The organism is Streptomyces sp. TAA040 (assembly GCF_000424845.1).
In genome coordinates, this window is record NZ_AUKR01000014.1 from 86417 (window position 1) to 102715 (window position 16299).

Sequence of the window (16299 nt, forward strand, 5' to 3'; positions counted from 1 at the left end):
CGGGCGGGGCCGCCCGCCCGCACGGTCAGCGCCCGGTGCGCTGCGCGCGGCCGCGGCGCGGACCGCCGGGTCGGCCGACCGTCCGCCGCCACGGTTCCGGCCCGCCCTCCGACCGCTCCTCACGCCCGGGCCACCGCTCCCCGCCCTGCTCCGCCCGCTCCGGGGAGGCGTCGTAGGGAGCGGCGACGCCCCAGGCGCGGTGCAGCGCGTCGGCGAAGGCGGCGGCGATGCGGTGCTCGCCGCTGGGTGAGGGGTGGGTGCCGTCGTAGGTGTCGCGGTGGAGGTCGTGGTCGGCCGGCGGCGGGGCCAGCAGCAGCGGGGACTCCGGGGTGGCGAGGCGCGCGGCCGTCTCGGCGAGCAGCGCGTTGAAGCGGCCGCACTGGGCCGCGAAGGCGGGGTCGGTGGCCGCCCTGGTGTTGGGGACCACCGGCAGCAGCACCGCGCGTATCCCGGGACGGGCGGCCCGGGCGGCGGCGAGGAACCGCTCGGCGTTGTCCGCGGTCTGCTCCGGGCCGGTGTAGAAGCCGAGGTCGATCAGGCCGAGGGAGACGAGCAGCGTGTCGGGCCGGTGCTGCCGGACGGCGTCCCCGACCAGCGGCGCCATGTGGAGCCAGCCCTCTCCCCAGCCTGCGAGATGGCCGCGGGCCCGTTCCGGGAACGCCGGGTCGCCGTACTCCTGGGAGCCCTCGTGCAGTGCCGTCCGGGGGCCGACCAACTGGAACGGCCCGCCCAGATGCCGGCTGAGATGCTGCCAGAGCCGGTAGCGCCAGGTGTAGTCGCCGGCGCTTCCGATCGTCGTCGAGTCGCCCACGCACATGATCCGCACCCGGTCATCCTGCCGCAGCCGCGCTCCGGCGGCGACGTGAGCCCCGTCACCGGCAGCCGGCGCGTGGTCCCCGGGGCCGTCCCGGCGGCCGCGCGGCTCGGGCCGCACACCGATTCAAGCGTCAACTTGTCCGGATTGCCGCGTACTTACCCGTGTAACGGACGCTTCGGCCACCGTTCAACCGTATTCGACCACAACGGGTGACCTGGCATTCCCCGACCGGTTTGGCGCCACTACGGTACGGAACGTCCGGAGAACGAAACGGGAGGGAACGACCATGCGCAAGCTGATCGGAAGCGCCGCGGCGCTCATGTTCGCCGCGGGGGCGGCGCTGGCCACCGGGGCGGGGGCCCAGGCGGCCGGTGCCGGTGCCCAGGCCACCTACCAGGGGTGTCCGTCCGGGTACGTCTGCATCTACCCGAACGCCTCGTGGAACAACGGGGTGCCGGAGCACACGTACTACACCTACGGAGCCCACAACCTCGTCGAGGAGTACGGCACCCACCGCATCTTCAACAACCAGACCGACGGAGCCACCGTCCAGACCTGCACGGGTTCCAACGGAACGAACTGCGGCAGCAAGATGGGGACGTGGGCCTACCGGGACCAGAACCTGACCCCGGTCAACTCCATCCGGCTGGCGCCCTGAGGACACCCCGCGCCGGGGCCCGTGCCCGACGACGCGGCCCCGGCCCCGGTGGACGCGGCCCCCGCCGGACCCCTGACCAGGGCCCCGGCGGGGGCCGCCGCCCGTTCCACCCGCGGCGCACGGCGGTGGCGCCCCCGGCCCGGTCGCGCCCGCCGGCGAGCCGGCACCCGGCGGCGGGGCCCGACCCGCGGGTGGCAGGCTTGGGCCATGCCAAGCCGTCTGCGCCTCCCGGTCGTTGCCCTCCTCCTCGCCTCGGTCGCCGTCCCGGCCACCGCGAGCGGCGCCGCGGCGGACGGGGCCGAGCCGTTCACCATCGAGGACCCGCGGATCGTGGAGTCCAGCGGCCTCGCCGCCAGCCGCAGCCACGACGGCGTCTACTGGACGCACAACGACAGCGGCTACAGCCCGCTGAACGTCTACGCGGTGGACAGCGCCACCGGCCGGACCGTCGCCACCGTCACCCTCGCCGGGGTGGAGGGCCGCGACGTCGAGGCGGTGTCCCTGGACGCCGACGGCAACGTCTACGTGGCCGACATCGGCGACAACCTGGACGGCACCTGGCCGGAGGTGTGGATCCACCGCTTCCCCGAGCCCTCGGAACTCACCGACCGGAGCGTCCGGGCGACCCGCTACACCGTGCGGTACGAGGACGGCGCGCGGGACGCGGAGTCCCTCGCCGTCCACCCGGTGACGGGCCGGGTGTACATCATCGGCAAGCACGAGGACGGCGACGGCCTCTACCGCGGTCCCGAGGAGCTCTCCGCCGAGGGCGTGAACACCTTCGCGCGGATCGCCGAGATCGACCTGTGGGCCACCGACGCGGCGTTCTCCCCGGACGGCAGCCGCCTCGCGGTGCGCGGCTACTTCGGCGGGATCATGTACGACTGGCAGGACGGGAAACCGGAGCGCATCGGACGGCTGAACGTCCCGATCCAGCAGCAGGGCGAGTCCGTGACCTTCACGCCCGACGGCCGCACCCTGATGTTCGGCACCGAGGGCGAGCGGAGCGAGGTCCGCCCGGAGGAGCTGCCCGAGGACCAGCTCCCGGCGGACGTGGCCGAGGCGGAGGCGGAGGCCGGGAAGAACGGCGGGGCGAGCGGTGCCGACGGCGGCGAGGGCGACCGTCCGAGCACCACCGCCCTGGGGGCCCTGGTCGTGGCGGCCGTGCTCGGCGCGTGGTGGGGTGTGCGGAAGCTCTTCCGCCGCGGCGACTGACCCCGTGCGGGGCGGGGCCTACTCGCCGATCAGGCGCAGTTCGTAGTGCACCGGGCGGTCCAGCCGGAGTGCGTAGCCGAGCGGGACGGCGACGCCGTGCTTGAGCGGGTGCTTCCGGACCAGGCGACGGGCCGCGTGCCGCGCCTCCGCGCCCTCCAGCCGCCGCGCCCTGGCCTTCATCGGCGCCCCCTTCGGCGTGCCGCCCGCGGTGGCCGGCACGATCTCCACCTCCGGGTAGCGGCTGAGACGCTCGGTCTTCTCGGCCCTGCTGTGGGTGCGGACGAAGGCGTGGTCCTCCTCCACCGCGATGCTGGCGGCATGCCCCACCGGGGCGCCGTCCCGGCGGTAGGTGGTCAGCCGGACGTGCCGCTCCCGGGCGAAGAGCGCGAGACCTGTCGTCGGAGTGGTCATGGGCCACGTGTACCCGGGGCCGCCGGGACCGAAAACCGCGGCACGGACCCGGCGGAGGCCCCCGACGCCCGCCCGGGCGTCAGGGGTGCGGGGGCAGCAGGGCCCGGAAGACAGCGCCGGCGCCGGGCGCAGTGTCGAACTCGACCCGGCCGCCGCGGCGCCGCCCCCCGGCGGGCGGGAGCGGGCCCGGTCCACCCGGTAGAAGCGGTCGAAGACCCGCGCGGCCTGGTCCCGAGCCCTTCTGCGTCCGGCACGGGCCGCCTCCCTGCCGAGGACATGGCAGGCACGTGACGCGGGGTGACGCCGGTGGGAACGCGGTGTCCCGTCGGTGCGGGGTCGGGTAGCGTACGGGCCATGTCGAGTCCTGAGTCGGACACGGTGGGGGCTTTCGGTCACGCCGTCAGCCCCCTGAACCACTGAGTTCTCAGCCCTGTCGTCGCGCCACATTCCGTGGTGGGACGCATGTGCGCCAGGGGCGGCCGCGGTGACGAGATGACCTTCTCGTACCTCACCTCGGAGCGACTCGATGCCTCTTCCCCTGTACCTGCTTGCCCTGGCCGTATGCGCCATGGGCACCTCGGAGTTCATGCTCGCCGGCCTTCTGCCGGACATCGCCTCGGATCTCGACGTCACCGTCGGGACGGCAGGCACGCTCACCTCGGCCTTCGCGATCGGCATGGTCGTCGGTGCCCCCCTCGTGGCCGCACTCGCCCGCTCGTGGCCCGTGCGCTCGAGCCTTCTCGGGTTCGTCCTCGTTTTCGCGGCAGCCCACGCCGTGGGAGCCCTCACCACGAGCTTTTCGGTCCTGTTCGCCACCCGAATCCTCGCCGCGCTCGCGAACGCGGGGTTCCTCGCGGTCGCGCTGACCGCAGCCGCCGCGCTCGTCCCGCCCGAGAACAAGGGGCGCGCGCTGGCCGTCCTGCTGTCAGGCGTCACCGTGGCCACACTCGCCGGTGTCCCCGGCGGGTCGGTGCTCGGCGCGCTGCTCGGTTGGCGCGCCGCTTTCTGGGCCGTCGCCGTACTCTGCCTGCCCGCGGCCCTCGGCGTCCTGCGGGGGACGCCCGCGGCAGGCGGGCAGGAGGAGACGGCCGGCGGACCGGACCTGCGAGCGGAACTCGCTCAGCTCACGCGGCTCCCGTTGCTCCTCGTGATGCTGCTCGGCGCGCTGGTGAACGCGGCGACCTTCGCGAGCTTCACCTTCCTCGCCCCTGTCGTGACCGACCCCGCCGGACTGGACGAGTGGTGGGTCTCCGTCGTTCTGGCCCTCTTCGGCGCCGGCGCCTTCGCCGGACTCACCGTGGCCGGCCGACTGTCCGACCGGCGGCCCGGCCCGGTCGTCGCGGTCGGCGGTCCCCTGCTGCTCATCGGTTGGCCGGCCCTGGCGGTGCTGGCCGACGAGCCTCTCGCCCTGTTCACCCTCGTGTTCGTGCAGGGCGCGCTGTCCTTCGCGCTGGGCGGCACGCTGATCGCCCGGGTCCTGCACGAGGCCGCGGGAGCCCCCACCATGGCCGGATCGTATGCGACGGCGGCACTCAACATCGGCGCCGCCACCGGCCCCGCCCTCGCTGCGACCACGCTCAGCACGGAGGCACGGCACCTCGGGCCGCTGTGGGCAAGCGGCCTGCTCGTCGCGGCCGCACTGCTCGTCGCGCTCCCCTTCCGCACGGTGGTCGCCGCCCGCGCGACCGCCGAGAGAGCCGGGTGACGCCTGCGAAGACCCGGCGCGGACGTCGAGGCCGGCTCCCGGGCTCCCGCCCCCGGAGGGGGCGCGCCCCGCCCGGGCGCGGGAACGGGCCCGGCGGAGGTCCGCCGGGCCCGTTCCCGCTGCCGGCCCGGGGCCGGCGGGGTGTCAGAGCTGGTCGATGACGTGGTCGATGCAGACGGTCAGCGCCTCGACGTCGGCCGGGTCCACGGCCGGGAACATCGCCACCCGCAGCTGGTTGCGGCCCAGCTTGCGGTACGGCTCGGTGTCGACGACGCCGTTCGCGCGGAGCACCTTGGCCACCGCGGCGGCGTCCACGTCCTCGGAGAAGTCGATGGTGCCGACGACCTGCGAGCGCTGCGCCGGGTCGGTGACGAACGGGGTGGCGTGCTTGGACTCCTCGGCCCAGCCGTACAGGGTGCGCGCCGAGGTCGCGGTGCGGCGGACCGCCCAGTCCAGCCCGCCCTGGCCGTTGATCCAGTCGAGCTGGTCGGCCAGCAGGAACAGGGTGGCCAGTGCCGGGGTGTTGTACGTCTGGTTCTTGCGCGAGTTGTCGATGGCCGTCGGCAGGTCGAAGAACGCGGGGATGTGCCGGTCGCTCGCGGCGATCCGCTCGGCCCGCTCCAGCGCGGCCGGGGAGAAGACTCCGATCCACAGCCCGCCGTCGGCGGCGAAGGACTTCTGCGGCGCGAAGTAGTAGACGTCGGTCTGCGAGACGTCCACCGGCAGGCCGCCGGCGCCGGAGGTGGCGTCCACCAGGACGAGTGACCCCTCGTCCGCGCCGTTCACCCGGGTGAGGGGCATGGCCACACCGGTGGAGGTCTCGTTGTGGGTCAGGGCGTAGACGTCCACGCCGGACTCGGCCCGTGCCTCGGGGTGGGTGCCGGGCTCGGAGGTCACGACGGACGGGTCGGCCAGCCACGGTGCCTGCTGGGCCGCCTTGGCGAACTTGGAGGAGAACTCGCCGAACGACAGGTGCTGCGACCTGGAGTCGATCAGGCCGTGCGTCGCGATGTCCCAGAAGGCGGTGGTGCCGCCGTTACCCAGGATCACCTCGTACCCCGCGGGCAGGGAGAACAGGTCGCGCACCCCGTCGCGGACCCGGCCCACCAGGTCCTTGACCGGGGGCTGCCGGTGCGAGGTGCCCAGCAGCGCGGTACCGGTGGCGGCCAGGGCGTCGAGTGCCTCCGTCCGCACCTTGGAGGGGCCCGAACCGAAGCGTCCGTCGGCGGGCTTGATGTCAGCGGGAATCCGGATCTCAGCCACGCAAGCGAGGGTAGCGGCTGGACGGCGGCCCGGGGGGCATGTCCCGGAGCGTGAGACGCCTCCGGCCCCCCGCCCCGGCCGGGTGGCGGGGGAAGGGGGCCGGGGGGCGGGGGGCAGGGCCGGGCTGCGGCCGGGGGTTCAGTCGAACCAGCGGGCGGCGGTCAGCTCGTCGGCCCGCGACGGGTCCTCCAGCAGCGCGGCCACCTCGAAGCGGCGCGGCCAGGCACCGACCGCCCAGCACAGCCCGGCGGCGACCCCCTCCAGGGTGGCCGCGTGCAGCTCCCCCTCCGGGAGGAACCGCCAGGCGACCTCCACCCCCTCGATCACCAGTTCCTCGTGCTCCAGGTAGCTGCCGGGGGCTTCCCGACCGGGGGCGGCCAGGCCGGCGAGCACCCGGCGCACCAGCTCGGGCACCTCCCGGCGGGCGCCGGCGGCCGGCGGCCGGGCCGCCACGACCTCGCTCAGCCGGCCGACGTCGAGCAGCGCGGCCAGGGCGGCTGCCCGGTCGGGACGCACCGGGAGCAGCGACCGGCCCCCGGCGGCGGGGAGCAGGTCGGGGGCGTCCGCGACCAGCGCCTCCCCGGCGTCCACCACGCGCACCCGGCCGTCCCGTACCGCCCGCAGGTCGTCGGGCAGGGTGACCTCCTCCGGGTCCAGCTCGGCCAGTAGGCCGTACAGCGCGTGCAGTTGGCCCGGAGTGACGGGCACCTCGGCGTCCGCGAGCCGGGTCAGCAGCTCGGCGGCACCACCCGGTTCGTCCAGCAGGGCGGCCGCCGAGGTGCGCACTCCGAGCGCCCGCAGGAAGAGCGGGTCGTCGAAGCCGGCCGCGTCGACCTCCTCGTAGAGCCCGGCCAGCAGCGGGTCGCCGCCCGCGGCACGCAGCCCGGCGGGACGGCGGCCGTCCAGCACCGGATGCCCGCGCAGCCACCACGCGGTGTAGGGGCGGACGTGCTCGGCCGTCCCGTCCGGGAGCAGCACCCGGACAGGAGCGGTGAGGGCGTCCCGCAGCGGCGGCCGGGCCAGCAGGGACAGGGCCTGCGGCCAGCGGTCGTCGTCGACCAGGTCGAGGTCGCGGACGGCGAGCAGTTCGGTGGCCACCGGCGGGACCGGCGTCTCCGGGAGCGAGTCGAGCGCGTCCTCGCACCAGACGTCCACCGCGTCGAGCAGTCCGGCGTCGTCCGGTTCGGCGTAGTCCCCCTCGGCGGGTTCGAGTTCGTCCGGGTCGAGGACCACGTCCTGGGCGCGGACCAGGGCGAAGGCGGCCAGGACGCCGACGGCGGTCAGTGGCTGCTCGCCCCAGCGCTCGGCCAGCGACGGGTCGCAGGCGGGCAGTTCGCCCTCGCGGATCACCTCGGCGAACGGGCTCCCGGGATAGACGAGTTCACCGGCCGGGGTGGGCTCACCGTCCTCGTCGGGCAGGGCGAGCGCGCCCAGCCAGGGTTCGTCGCCGGGGGCGAGGCCGGCGTCCCGCACCAGCGCCAGCACCGTCTCGGCCAGCTCGTCCGGGTCGAGTGCGTCCGGACCGTCGAGGCCGTCGTCCCAGCTCTCCTCGGCGTCCATCGAGGCGGCGACGGCGGCCCGCACCTGAGCGGTGGTCAGCACCGCCCTCGGGGCCGCCGGGACGGCTCCCAGCCGCTCCAGGAGGGGGTGCGCGGCCTCGGCATGGGCGATCTTGAGGCCGAGCCGGGCCAGCCGCACGGCGTTCTCCGCGTCCTCCCCGGCGCCGGCCTCCGTACCGGCCCCGTCCGCTCCGGGCCGCCCTGCCGTGCCGGACCTCTCGGCTCGTGCGCGGTCGGCGCCGGGCAGCGGCAGCAGGACGTGGCGGGGGCCGATGGTGGTGCGGCCGTCGGCCAGCGGAACCGGCAGGCCCGTCAGCCGGTCCGCGTCCACTCCGGCGAGCGAGTCGTAGAGCCGCCGCCACCAGTGCGGTTCCCGCTCCACTCCGGCGAGGCGGTCGATGATCTCGCCCAGCGGGATCCGGGGCACGTTGAGCACCCGCAGTTCGGTGCGCCGCTCCAGTCCGGCCGGCAGCAGGCTGGGGAACAGCTCGGCCAGGACGCCGACGGTCTCCGCACCCGCGCCCTCGGCGATCTCCGCGTCCCGCGGCCGCAATCCCGCGTCCTCGCGGTCGTCCCGGTCGGCCGCGTCGCGGTCGCCGGTCCCGAACCCGTCCGCCTCGTCCGGGGCCCCGGGCCCGGAGGCGCCGGGGTCCACCGGCCCGCCCGGGCCCGCCGTGCCGTCGGGACCGGCGGCGGTCGCGGTGGCCGCACCGGGGTCGGCGGGCAGCGCGCGGGGCAGGAACGGGACGCGCTGGAGCCGGGCGGGCAGCAGGGCGCGCAGGGCGCCGTCCAGCTCGCCCCGGCCGAGTGGCCCCGGCACCAGGCCGATGGTCCCGGTGCCCACCGGGCGCCAGTCCCGCAGCAGCGCGGCATAGGAGTCCGCGGCCCGCTCCAGCAGGAACCGGGTCAGCGGCCCCGGAGCCACGTGGCGGCGGGTGGGCTCCAGCGGGAAGGAGGCGATGAGCAGCGCGGGCAGTGCCAGCGGCTCCTCGGTCGGGGTGGGGGCGTGCACCACCGGGGCCGTACCGGGGGGCATCGGGGCCCCCTGCTCGTCCACCGGCACCGCCCAGGTGACCGACCAGCCGGGCCGGGCCCGCTCCTCCACCGGACGGTCCGCGAGCAGTTCGGGGCCGGCGGTGCCGGACTCGCTCACCACCCGCCAGCGGCGGTCGCCGATCAGCGTGTACGGGCCGTCCTGACGGCGGGTCAGCACCCGGTCCCGCGCGTCCTCCCCGGGGAGGCGCACGGTGATCTCGGTCAGGCCCGGCAGGGTGAGCAGCAGTGCGTCGTCGACGCCGCTGAGCAGCCGGTGCGCCAGCTCCCTGGCGGCGGCGTCCCGCAGCGGCAGGACGACGGCGGTGTCGTAGCCGTCGGGTGCGGTGCCCTCCGCGGGGAACGGCAGCCGCAGCAGCGGCACCTGGCCGTCCCGGCGGCGCAGCTCGTCGGTGAGACCGGGTCGGGCGGCCGCCAGGTCGCGTGCCTCCACGAGGGACCAGCGGACGCCGCCCGTGCGGCTGAGCACGGCCGGTTCGTCGCTGACGGCGAGGACGGCGGCGAAGCCGACACCGAACCGGCCGACGGTACCGGCGGCACCGCGCTCCGGCGGACCACCGCCCGTCGCGGCCCCCGGACCGCCGGGGGAGCCGTCCGGGCCTCCGAGGGCGCCGTCCGGGTCCTCGCGCTTGGCCGAGGCACGCAGCGTGGACAGCGACTCCACCCCGGCGGCGTCCAGGTGGGCGCCGGTGTTGGCCGCGACCAGGACCCCGTCCTGCACGGTCAGCAGCAGCCTGCCGGGGACGCCGGCCCGGGCGGCGGCGTCGGAGGCGTTCTGCGCCAGCTCCACCACCAGGCGGTCCCGGTACCCGCCGAGGGCGAGGTCCTCTTCGGCGTTGGCGTCCTCGCGGAACCGGGCGGGGGACGCCGTCCATGCGTCGAGCACGCGGCGGCGGAGGTCAGCGGTGCGGAAGAGGTCGTCGGCCATGCCGCGACCGTACCGCCACCCGGCCCGCTCGCGTCGCGGCCACTCGCGTCGCGAGCGCTCGCGTCGAGGGCCGCGGACGACCGGAGCGGCGGGGGCGCCAGCGCGGCGGGTGCCCCGGAGCCGGGGCTACCGGCGGCTGCCGCTACGGCGGCGCGAGCGGGCGGGACGGGCGGGCGCCGCGTGCCCGCGGGTGTCGCCACCGGCGTCGCCGCCGGGCGATGCACCGCCGGTGCCGCCCTCCTGCCCCCGGCCCGCGTCGCCCTCGGTGGCGGGCGCGGCCTCGGGCGGCGCGACGGTCGCCGCCCCGCCGTGGGTGCGGGAGTGCAAGTCGAGGTCGTCCACCCGGTTCTCGTCGATGACGGGCCCCGCGACCTTCGGCGGGCTCGGCATCTTGGCGGCCTCGGAGTGGCCACCGCAGCCGTAGGACAACGAGACGACGCGGCCGTCGGCCGGGCTGAACTCGTTGGCGCACACCCCGAAGGCCTGTCGCAGCGAACCGGCGAGCGGCACCAGGAAGCCGCAACTCAGGCAGGATGCGGGGGCGGACTGGGCCATCAGCGCCTTCGGGCCGTAGTCCTCCTCCCAGCGGTCGGCCGCGACGTGCAGCCCGTGCCGGGAGAGCACCCGGGCACGCCCCATGCCGATCTCCTCGGCGACCGCGCCCAGTTCCGCCGGGCGGGGCAGGGGCGGATCCTCCGGAGCCAGCGGCGAGTTGGGCGGCGGGGCGTCCTCGCCGGTGAAGCCGGGCTCCAGCCGCAGGTCCTCGGCGTCGGTCGGCAGGAGGTCGCCGGGACCGAGGTCGCCGGGCCGCAGGCGCTCGTTCCACGGCACCCAGTCGGGTGCCAGCATCGAGTCCGGCCCGGGCAGCAGGACCGTCTCGTCGACGGTCACCAGCTTGGCGCGGGACGCCCTGGCCACCGTGGCCGCCCAGCGCCAGCCGCGGTACCCGAACTGCCGGCACTCGAAGTAGTGGGTCACGACACGATCGCCGTCGGCGACCGCGTCCAGATGTGCGCCGACCGTGCCCGGCGGGGCGGCTTCGACAGCCGCCTCCCGGGCGAGTTCGACTGCCTCGGCGCACAGCCGGTCAGGGGTACGGCTTCGCATCGCAGCACTCACAAGAATCGTTTTCTCCTACGCCGTGTCGCGGGTACGCCACCGGGGAGGTCCGGCCGGCCACGGGGACGGAGCGGACCGGGGGACCGCTGCGACGTCCGCATCCACGGATGAGAACCGTACGGGGGCGCACTGCGCTCCCACGCTACCCCACCCGGGCGCTCCGGCGTCGTGGCCCGCCCACCGCGAGCCGGACCCGCATCCGGGCAGGACCCGGACCGTCCGCCGTCGCGGGCGCCCCGGCGCACCGGGGGCGGGGCGCCGGGCGGGCGCCTGGCCCGCGGCGCCGAATGCCGGGCGGGGCCGGAAGGTTGCCGGATAAGGACCCCTTCCTGGGGCACACTGAACGACGATGGGTGCCACACGGTTGTCGGAACAGGGACCCGGGCGGAAGCGCGGCGCCGCCCGGAGCATCGGCCACGCCGTCCACCGCCCGCCCGCGGCGCTCGCCCGGCGGATCCGCCGGGCGACGCATGCCCAGGGCGCCGGGGAGACCGGGCTCGGCCGGCTGATCGAACTGCACGCGATCAACTCGGCCGGCGACATGATGATCACCGTCGCGCTGGCGTCGACCATCTTCTTCGCTGTCCCCACCGACGAGGCCCGCGGCCGGGTGGCCCTCTACCTCGCCGTGACCCTGGCACCGTTCGCGCTGCTCGCCCCGATCATCGGGCCGCTGCTGGACCGCATCCCGCACGGACGCCGGGCGGCGATGGCCGGCGCCATGCTGGCCCGCGCACTGCTCGCGCTGATGCTGTCCGGCGTGGTGGCCACGGGCGGGCACGAGCTGTACCCGGCGGCGCTGGGGGTGCTCGTCTCCTCCAAGGCCTACAACATCGTCAGGTCCGCGGTGGTGCCGCGGCTGCTGCCGGAACGCATCTCCCTGGTGCGGGCCAACTCCCGGGTGACGCTGGCCGGTCTGCTGGCGACCGGGGCCGCCGCACCGGTCGCCGGCGGCCTGCACCAGCTCGGGCCGCAGTGGCCGCTGTACGGCGCCTTCGTCCTCTTCATCGTGGGCACCTTCGTGGCCTTCGGCCTGTCGCACACCGTCGACTCGGCGAAGGGCGAGCACAAGGCCAGGCTGGCCGCGGGCCCGGACGAGCCGGAGCCGTGGGTCGCCCAGCACGCCCCAGGGCACGAGCGGCGCACCCGGCGGCCCGGTCTGCGCTCCGTGGGATCCTCGGTCCTGAACGCGCTCCTCGCGAACTCCTCGATCCGGGCGCTCTCCGGTTTCCTGACGTTCTTTCTGGCGTTCCTGCTGCGCGAGCACCCCTTCGAGGGAACCTCGGCGCTCTTCTCGCTCGGCGCGGTGGCCGTCGCCGCCGGGGGCGGCAACGCGCTGGGCACCGCCATCGGGGCCTGGCTGCGGGCCCGCGGTCCGGAGATCATCGTGGCCTCGGTGCTGGGCATCGCCTTCACGGCCGCCCTGATCGCCACCCTGCTGTTCAGCACCGTGACGGTGACCGCCCTCGCCGCCGTCGCCGGCATCTGCCAGGCGCTGGCCAAGCTGTCGATGGACGCGATGATCCAGCGCGACGTGCCGGAGGAGGTGCGGACCTCCGCGTTCGCCCGGTCGGAGACCCTGATGCAGATGTCCTGGGTGGTCGGCGGCGCGATCGGCATCTGCCTGCCGCTGCTGGGCCCGCTCGGCATGGCCGTCGGCGCCGGCATCCTGGCCGTCGGCGGGGTGGCCACCGTGAGGGGACTGCTGGCGTCCCCGCGCCGCGGCACGCCGCACCCCCGCGTCGCCTGACGCGCACGGAACGATAGCCTGCCCCCATGACCAGCATGCTCTCCGGAGGCCGGGGCCGCCGCGCCGTCCGCACCGTCGTTGCCGCGGGCGCCGCCACACTCGGACTCGCCGCCCTGTCCGCCTGCGAGAAGCCGACCCCGGTCGCCACCGTGGTCTCCGGCACGGCCTCGGTCTCGACCGAGGCCGCCTGCTACGGGGAGGGCGACCTCTCCGAGAAGAAGGTCGGCTCCTGCACGGGCGAGAAGGCCACCGAGACGCTCACAGTCGAGGAGGGCTCTCAACTGCGCATCGGCATCGAACCGAAGGTCGCGGAGGGCGGCTGGATCCTCATGATCGACGGCAGCCCGGTGATGAGCGAGCCGCTGAACTCGACCTACCGCTCCTTCCCGAGCGAGGCCTTCTTCACGCAGCAGAACCCGATGGGCGGCCCGAGCGAGAAGACCGACTCGGTCGACCTCAGCGTCGCCGAGTTCGACGGCGAGAGCGTCACGGGCATCTGGAACGTCCGGCTGAAGAGCGAGTAGGCGGGCTCGTGCGCGCCCTGATCGTCACCGCCGTGCTCCCGGAGCGTGAGGCGGTCGCCCGCGGTGTCCGCGCGGCCGGCGGGGCGTGCATGGTGCTCGCCGCCGGCGTGGGCCCGGCCGCGGCGGCGGCCGGCACCGCGGGTGCGCTGGCCGCCGCCGCGGCGGAGGGCCATCCGTACGAGCTGGTGGTGTCGGCGGGGATCGGCGGCGGTTTCGTCCGCCCGGCGCTCCCCCCGCCCGGCCCCGAGGGCCCGACCGCCGGTCCGGACGGCACGGGCCGCCCGCCCGGCGTCGGAACGCCCGGCGCCTCCCCGGAACTGGTGGTGGCCTCGTCCGTCGTGGCCGCCGATCTGGGCGCGGAGACCCCCGAGGGCTTCCGGTCGGTGGCCGAGCTGGGCTTCGGCACTGACACCTTCCCCGTCCCCGACCGCTTGGGCCGCGCCGTCGCGACGGCGGCCGGGGCGGCGTACGGGCCCGTCCTCACCGTGTCCACCGCCACCGGTTCCGCCGCGCGCGCCGCCGCGCTGGCCCGGCGCCATCCGGGCGCGGCGGCGGAGGCGATGGAGGGCTTCGGCGCCGCGCAAGCCGCGGCGGCGTACGGGCTGCCGGTACTGGAGGTGCGCGCCGTCTCCAACCCGGTGGGCCCCCGGGACCGCGCCGCCTGGCGCATCCCCGAGGCGCTGGACGCGCTGACCGGGGCTTTCGGAAAGATCACACCCGTCATCGAGGGTTGGACAGAGCATGGTGGTTGAGCGATCCCCCCGCACCGGCCCGCTGGACATCGCGTTCTCGCCGTGCCCGAACGACACCTTCGTCTTCCACGCCTGGGCGCACGGCGAGGTCCCCGGCGCTCCGGAGCTGCGCGTGCGGTTCGCCGATATCGGCGTGACCAACGGGATGGCCCAGCGGGGCGAGTTCGACATCCTGAAGGTGAGCAGCGCGGTCCTGCCGTGGGTGCTGGACGAGTACGCGCTGCTGCCGTGCGGCGGAGCCCTCGGACGGGGCTGCGGGCCGCTGGTGCTCACCCGCGAGCCGGGGGCCGACCTGCGGGGCCGGACCGTCGCGGTGCCCGGCGAGCGCTCCACCGCGTACCTGCTGTTCCGGCTCTGGGCCGCGGCCGAGGTGCCCGGCGGGGTCGGAGAGGTGGTGGTGCTGCCGTTCGACGAGATCATGCCGGCGGTGCGCGACGGACGGGTGGACGCCGGACTGGTCATCCACGAGGCCCGCTTCACTTTCCAGGACTACGGCCTGCACCGGCTGGCCGACATGGGCGAGCACTGGGAGGGCACCACCGGGTTGCCGATCCCGCTGGGCGCGATCATCGCGAAGCGCTCGCTGGGCACGGAGACGCTGCACACGCTGACGGAGTCCCTCCGCAGCTCGGTACACCGTGCCTGGGAGGACCCGGAGGCCTCCCGGGCCTACGTCCGCGCCCACGCGCAGGAGATGGACCCGGCGGTCGCCGAGCAGCACATCGGGCTGTACGTCAACGAGTACACCGCCGACCTCGGCGAGAGCGGCTACGCCGCGCTGCGTGGGCTGCTGAGCCGCGCGGAGGAGGAGGGGCTGGTCCCCGCCCTGGCACCGGACGCGTTCCGGCCCTGGTGACCCCTGCGGCTCGTCCGCACACGCCCCCGCGCCCGCAGGGCGCTCACACTCCCGGCCGCCGTCCGGTTCGGGCCGGCCGGGCCCGGACGGCGGTCAGACGTCGAGCTGGTCCGCGACGGCCCGGAGCATGCCGGCGATCTTGCGGCCGTGCTCGCGGTCCGGGTAGCGTCCGCGCTCCAGCTGCTGGGACACCCCGTCCAGCAGGGTGCTGAGGTCCTGGACGATGGAGGCGAGTTCGTCCGGCTTGCGGCGCTGGCCCGCGGCGACCGACGGGGCCGGATCGAGCAGGGTCAGCGAGAGCGCCTGGTCACCGCGCTGCCCGGCCACGACGCCGAACTCCACCCGCTGGCCCGGTTTGAGCGCGTCGATCTCGCTGGGCAGCACCGAAGAGTGCACGAAGACGTCCCCGCCGTCGTCGCGCGCGAGGAAGCCGAAGCCCTTCTCGCTGTTGAACCACTTGACCTTGCCGGTAGGCACGTCTGTCCTCGTCCTCGTCCACTCGTACGGGCAGCCGGGCTGGTGGTCAGAAACCGGCTCTGCATAGCACTGCAGCGGGCCCCCGGACCCGCCGAAACCAAGATTAATCCCCACCCGTCCGGTGGCAAGACGCCTTCGGACGGTTGCTCCGTGCGCTTGCTCACCGGCTTACCCTGGACGGGTGACCAATACACCCGTCTCCGGGGCCGCCCTCCCGCAGCCCGCACCGACCGCCGCATCCGCACCGGACGCCCCCGGCACGCCGGAGGACCGCACCGGCGACCTGCTGGTACGCGGCGGCGTCGTCGTCTTCGCCGTCGGAGCGGTGGCGACGCTGATCACCTTCGCGCCGCTGTTCCTTGGCACCGAGCCGTTCCCGGCCGTCGCCTACTTCGTCTGCATGCTGATGGGGCTCGGCTTCGCCCTGGCTGCGGCCGGACTGCTGAAGTCGGCCGGCGCGCAGCGCCGTCAGGCGGGCCGGTCGCTCTCCGCCGCGTCCGCCCGCACCGGGAAGGACGCCCCGGCCCCGGCCTCCGCCGCGACGGACGGCCCCGCTCCGGAAGGTCCCGCGGCCACCCGGTAGCGCGTGTCGCCGGTGAGCAAGGCGGGGAAACCGGTCAGGTCCGGCAGCACCACGTCGGCGCCGGCCGCGCGCAGTTCGTCCGCGGAGCACGGCCCGGTGGCCACCGCGAGTGCGAGGGCGCCCGCCGCACGGGCACCGCGCACGTCACCGACGTGGTCGCCGACGTACACCGTGGCGCCGTGCTCGCGCAGCGCCACGGCCTTGTCCTCCGCCCACAGGCCGCCGACCACCGCGTCCGGTTCCAGACCCAGGTGGGCCAGGTGCTGCTCCGCGTTGGGCTGGTGCTTGGCCGTCACGACCAGTGAGCGGCCGCCGCTCCGGCGCACTGCGTCGAGCGCCTCCCGGGCGCCGGGCAGGGCGAGCGTCGGCGCGATGGCGTGCCGGACGTAGATCTCCCGGTACCGGTCGGCGGCGGGGCGGATCCGTTCGGCGGGGAACCAGTGGGCCAGCTCCTCCTCCAGCGGCGGGCCGAGCCGGGAGACCACCAGTGCGGTGTCGATGAAGGTCCCCGTCTCGGCGGCCAGGACCTCGTAAACCGCCCGGATACCGGGCCGGGAGTCGATCAGCGTCATGTCGAGGTCGAATCCGACCGTCACCGGGAGCGAAGCCATGCGCCCATTGTGCCGGGC

At 75.5% G+C, this 16299-nt stretch carries 14 protein-coding genes and 1 pseudogene; 8 read left to right on the plus strand and 7 right to left on the minus strand.

Annotation, left to right across the window (positions count from 1 at the left end; genetic code table 11):
- Window positions 1-25 precede the first annotated feature (25 nt).
- Window positions 26-817, minus strand: coding sequence for a GDSL-type esterase/lipase family protein (locus H300_RS26890; RefSeq protein WP_078516007.1), 792 nt, complete (start codon window positions 815-817; stop codon window positions 26-28).
- Window positions 818-1103: 286 nt separating this feature from the next.
- On the opposite strand from H300_RS26890, the gene H300_RS0114315 reads away from it, so the two are divergent.
- Together H300_RS0114315 and H300_RS0114320 are read left to right on the plus strand one after the other, a co-directional pair.
- The gene (locus H300_RS0114315; protein WP_028427981.1) at window positions 1104-1475 is read left to right on the plus strand and encodes a hypothetical protein; all 372 of its coding nucleotides are present in this window, start codon (window positions 1104-1106) and stop codon (window positions 1473-1475) included.
- A gap of 207 nt (window positions 1476-1682) precedes the next feature.
- Window positions 1683-2690 (plus strand): membrane protein, encoded by a 1008-nt coding sequence (locus tag H300_RS0114320; RefSeq protein WP_037980357.1) that lies wholly within the window; start codon window positions 1683-1685, stop codon window positions 2688-2690.
- A gap of 18 nt (window positions 2691-2708) precedes the next feature.
- Here H300_RS0114320 and H300_RS0114325 read toward each other — a convergent pair whose 3' ends face one another.
- A complete protein-coding gene (locus H300_RS0114325) occupies window positions 2709-3101 on the minus strand; it encodes a PPOX class F420-dependent oxidoreductase (protein ID WP_028427983.1) in 393 nt (130 codons plus the stop codon).
- A 526-nt stretch (window positions 3102-3627) separates the two neighbouring features.
- Here H300_RS0114325 and H300_RS0114330 point away from each other — a divergent pair.
- On the plus strand, window positions 3628-4806 hold the full coding sequence (locus H300_RS0114330; protein WP_028427984.1) for a Cmx/CmrA family chloramphenicol efflux MFS transporter: 1179 nt from the start codon (window positions 3628-3630) through the stop codon (window positions 4804-4806).
- 144 nt (window positions 4807-4950) lie between these two features.
- On the opposite strand, the gene serC is transcribed toward H300_RS0114330, so the two are convergent.
- The 3 genes and pseudogenes from serC to H300_RS26895 form a co-directional block, all read right to left on the minus strand.
- On the minus strand, window positions 4951-6069 hold the full coding sequence (serC, locus tag H300_RS0114335; protein WP_028427985.1) for a phosphoserine transaminase: 1119 nt from the start codon (window positions 6067-6069) through the stop codon (window positions 4951-4953).
- 138 nt (window positions 6070-6207) lie between these two features.
- Window positions 6208-9609: a hypothetical protein gene (locus H300_RS0114340; RefSeq protein WP_028427986.1), complete on the minus strand. Its 3402-nt coding sequence runs from the start codon at window positions 9607-9609 to the stop codon at window positions 6208-6210.
- A gap of 279 nt (window positions 9610-9888) precedes the next feature.
- Window positions 9889-10716: pseudogene (locus tag H300_RS26895) on the minus strand (DUF3027 domain-containing protein); the annotation flags it as partial.
- Between the two features lie 361 nt (window positions 10717-11077).
- On the opposite strand from H300_RS26895, the gene H300_RS0114350 reads away from it, so the two are divergent.
- From H300_RS0114350 to H300_RS0114365, 4 genes are read left to right on the plus strand one after another with little or no spacing between them, the layout of a single operon-like run.
- Window positions 11078-12478 (plus strand): MFS transporter, encoded by a 1401-nt coding sequence (locus H300_RS0114350; RefSeq protein ID WP_028427987.1) that lies wholly within the window; start codon window positions 11078-11080, stop codon window positions 12476-12478.
- Window positions 12479-12504: 26 nt separating this feature from the next.
- Window positions 12505-13002 carry a hypothetical protein gene (locus H300_RS0114355; RefSeq protein WP_028427988.1) on the plus strand — a complete coding sequence of 166 codons (498 nt, stop codon included), beginning with the start codon at window positions 12505-12507 and terminating at the stop codon, window positions 13000-13002.
- Between the two features lie 8 nt (window positions 13003-13010).
- Window positions 13011-13754, plus strand: coding sequence for a futalosine hydrolase (gene mqnB / locus H300_RS0114360; RefSeq protein ID WP_028427989.1), 744 nt, complete (start codon window positions 13011-13013; stop codon window positions 13752-13754).
- Window positions 13744-14610 (plus strand): 1,4-dihydroxy-6-naphtoate synthase, encoded by an 867-nt coding sequence (locus H300_RS0114365; RefSeq protein ID WP_028427990.1) that lies wholly within the window; start codon window positions 13744-13746, stop codon window positions 14608-14610. The genes mqnB and H300_RS0114365 overlap by 11 nt, the downstream gene beginning before the upstream one ends.
- 93 nt (window positions 14611-14703) lie before the next feature.
- On the opposite strand, the gene H300_RS0114370 is transcribed toward H300_RS0114365, so the two are convergent.
- Window positions 14704-15087, minus strand: coding sequence for a cold-shock protein (locus H300_RS0114370; protein ID WP_028427991.1), 384 nt, complete (start codon window positions 15085-15087; stop codon window positions 14704-14706).
- Between the two features lie 181 nt (window positions 15088-15268).
- Between H300_RS0114370 and H300_RS32420 the strand changes: the two genes are divergently transcribed.
- The gene (locus H300_RS32420; protein ID WP_028427992.1) at window positions 15269-15670 is read left to right on the plus strand and encodes a hypothetical protein; all 402 of its coding nucleotides are present in this window, start codon (window positions 15269-15271) and stop codon (window positions 15668-15670) included.
- On the opposite strand, the gene H300_RS26900 is transcribed toward H300_RS32420, so the two are convergent.
- On the minus strand, window positions 15556-16281 hold the full coding sequence (locus H300_RS26900; RefSeq protein WP_051270049.1) for a haloacid dehalogenase-like hydrolase: 726 nt from the start codon (window positions 16279-16281) through the stop codon (window positions 15556-15558). The genes H300_RS32420 and H300_RS26900 overlap by 115 nt on opposite strands.
- Between the last annotated feature and the right edge of the window lie 18 nt (window positions 16282-16299).

Excerpts from the sequence above, each read along its gene's own strand:
- H300_RS26890 (WP_078516007.1), bottom strand. The coding sequence starts at position 817 with ATGTGCGTGGGCGACTCGACGACGATCGGAAGCGCCGGCGACTACACC.
- H300_RS0114315 (WP_028427981.1), top strand. The coding sequence starts at position 1,104 with ATGCGCAAGCTGATCGGAAGCGCCGCGGCGCTCATGTTCGCCGCGGGG.
- H300_RS0114320 (WP_037980357.1), top strand. The coding sequence starts at position 1,683 with ATGCCAAGCCGTCTGCGCCTCCCGGTCGTTGCCCTCCTCCTCGCCTCG.
- H300_RS0114325 (WP_028427983.1), bottom strand. The coding sequence starts at position 3,101 with ATGACCACTCCGACGACAGGTCTCGCGCTCTTCGCCCGGGAGCGGCAC.
- H300_RS0114330 (WP_028427984.1), top strand. The coding sequence starts at position 3,628 with ATGCCTCTTCCCCTGTACCTGCTTGCCCTGGCCGTATGCGCCATGGGC.
- H300_RS0114340 (WP_028427986.1), bottom strand. The coding sequence starts at position 9,609 with ATGGCCGACGACCTCTTCCGCACCGCTGACCTCCGCCGCCGCGTGCTC.
- H300_RS0114350 (WP_028427987.1), top strand. The coding sequence starts at position 11,078 with ATGGGTGCCACACGGTTGTCGGAACAGGGACCCGGGCGGAAGCGCGGC.
- H300_RS0114355 (WP_028427988.1), top strand. The coding sequence starts at position 12,505 with ATGACCAGCATGCTCTCCGGAGGCCGGGGCCGCCGCGCCGTCCGCACC.
- H300_RS0114365 (WP_028427990.1), top strand. The coding sequence starts at position 13,744 with ATGGTGGTTGAGCGATCCCCCCGCACCGGCCCGCTGGACATCGCGTTC.
- H300_RS26900 (WP_051270049.1), bottom strand. The coding sequence starts at position 16,281 with ATGGCTTCGCTCCCGGTGACGGTCGGATTCGACCTCGACATGACGCTG.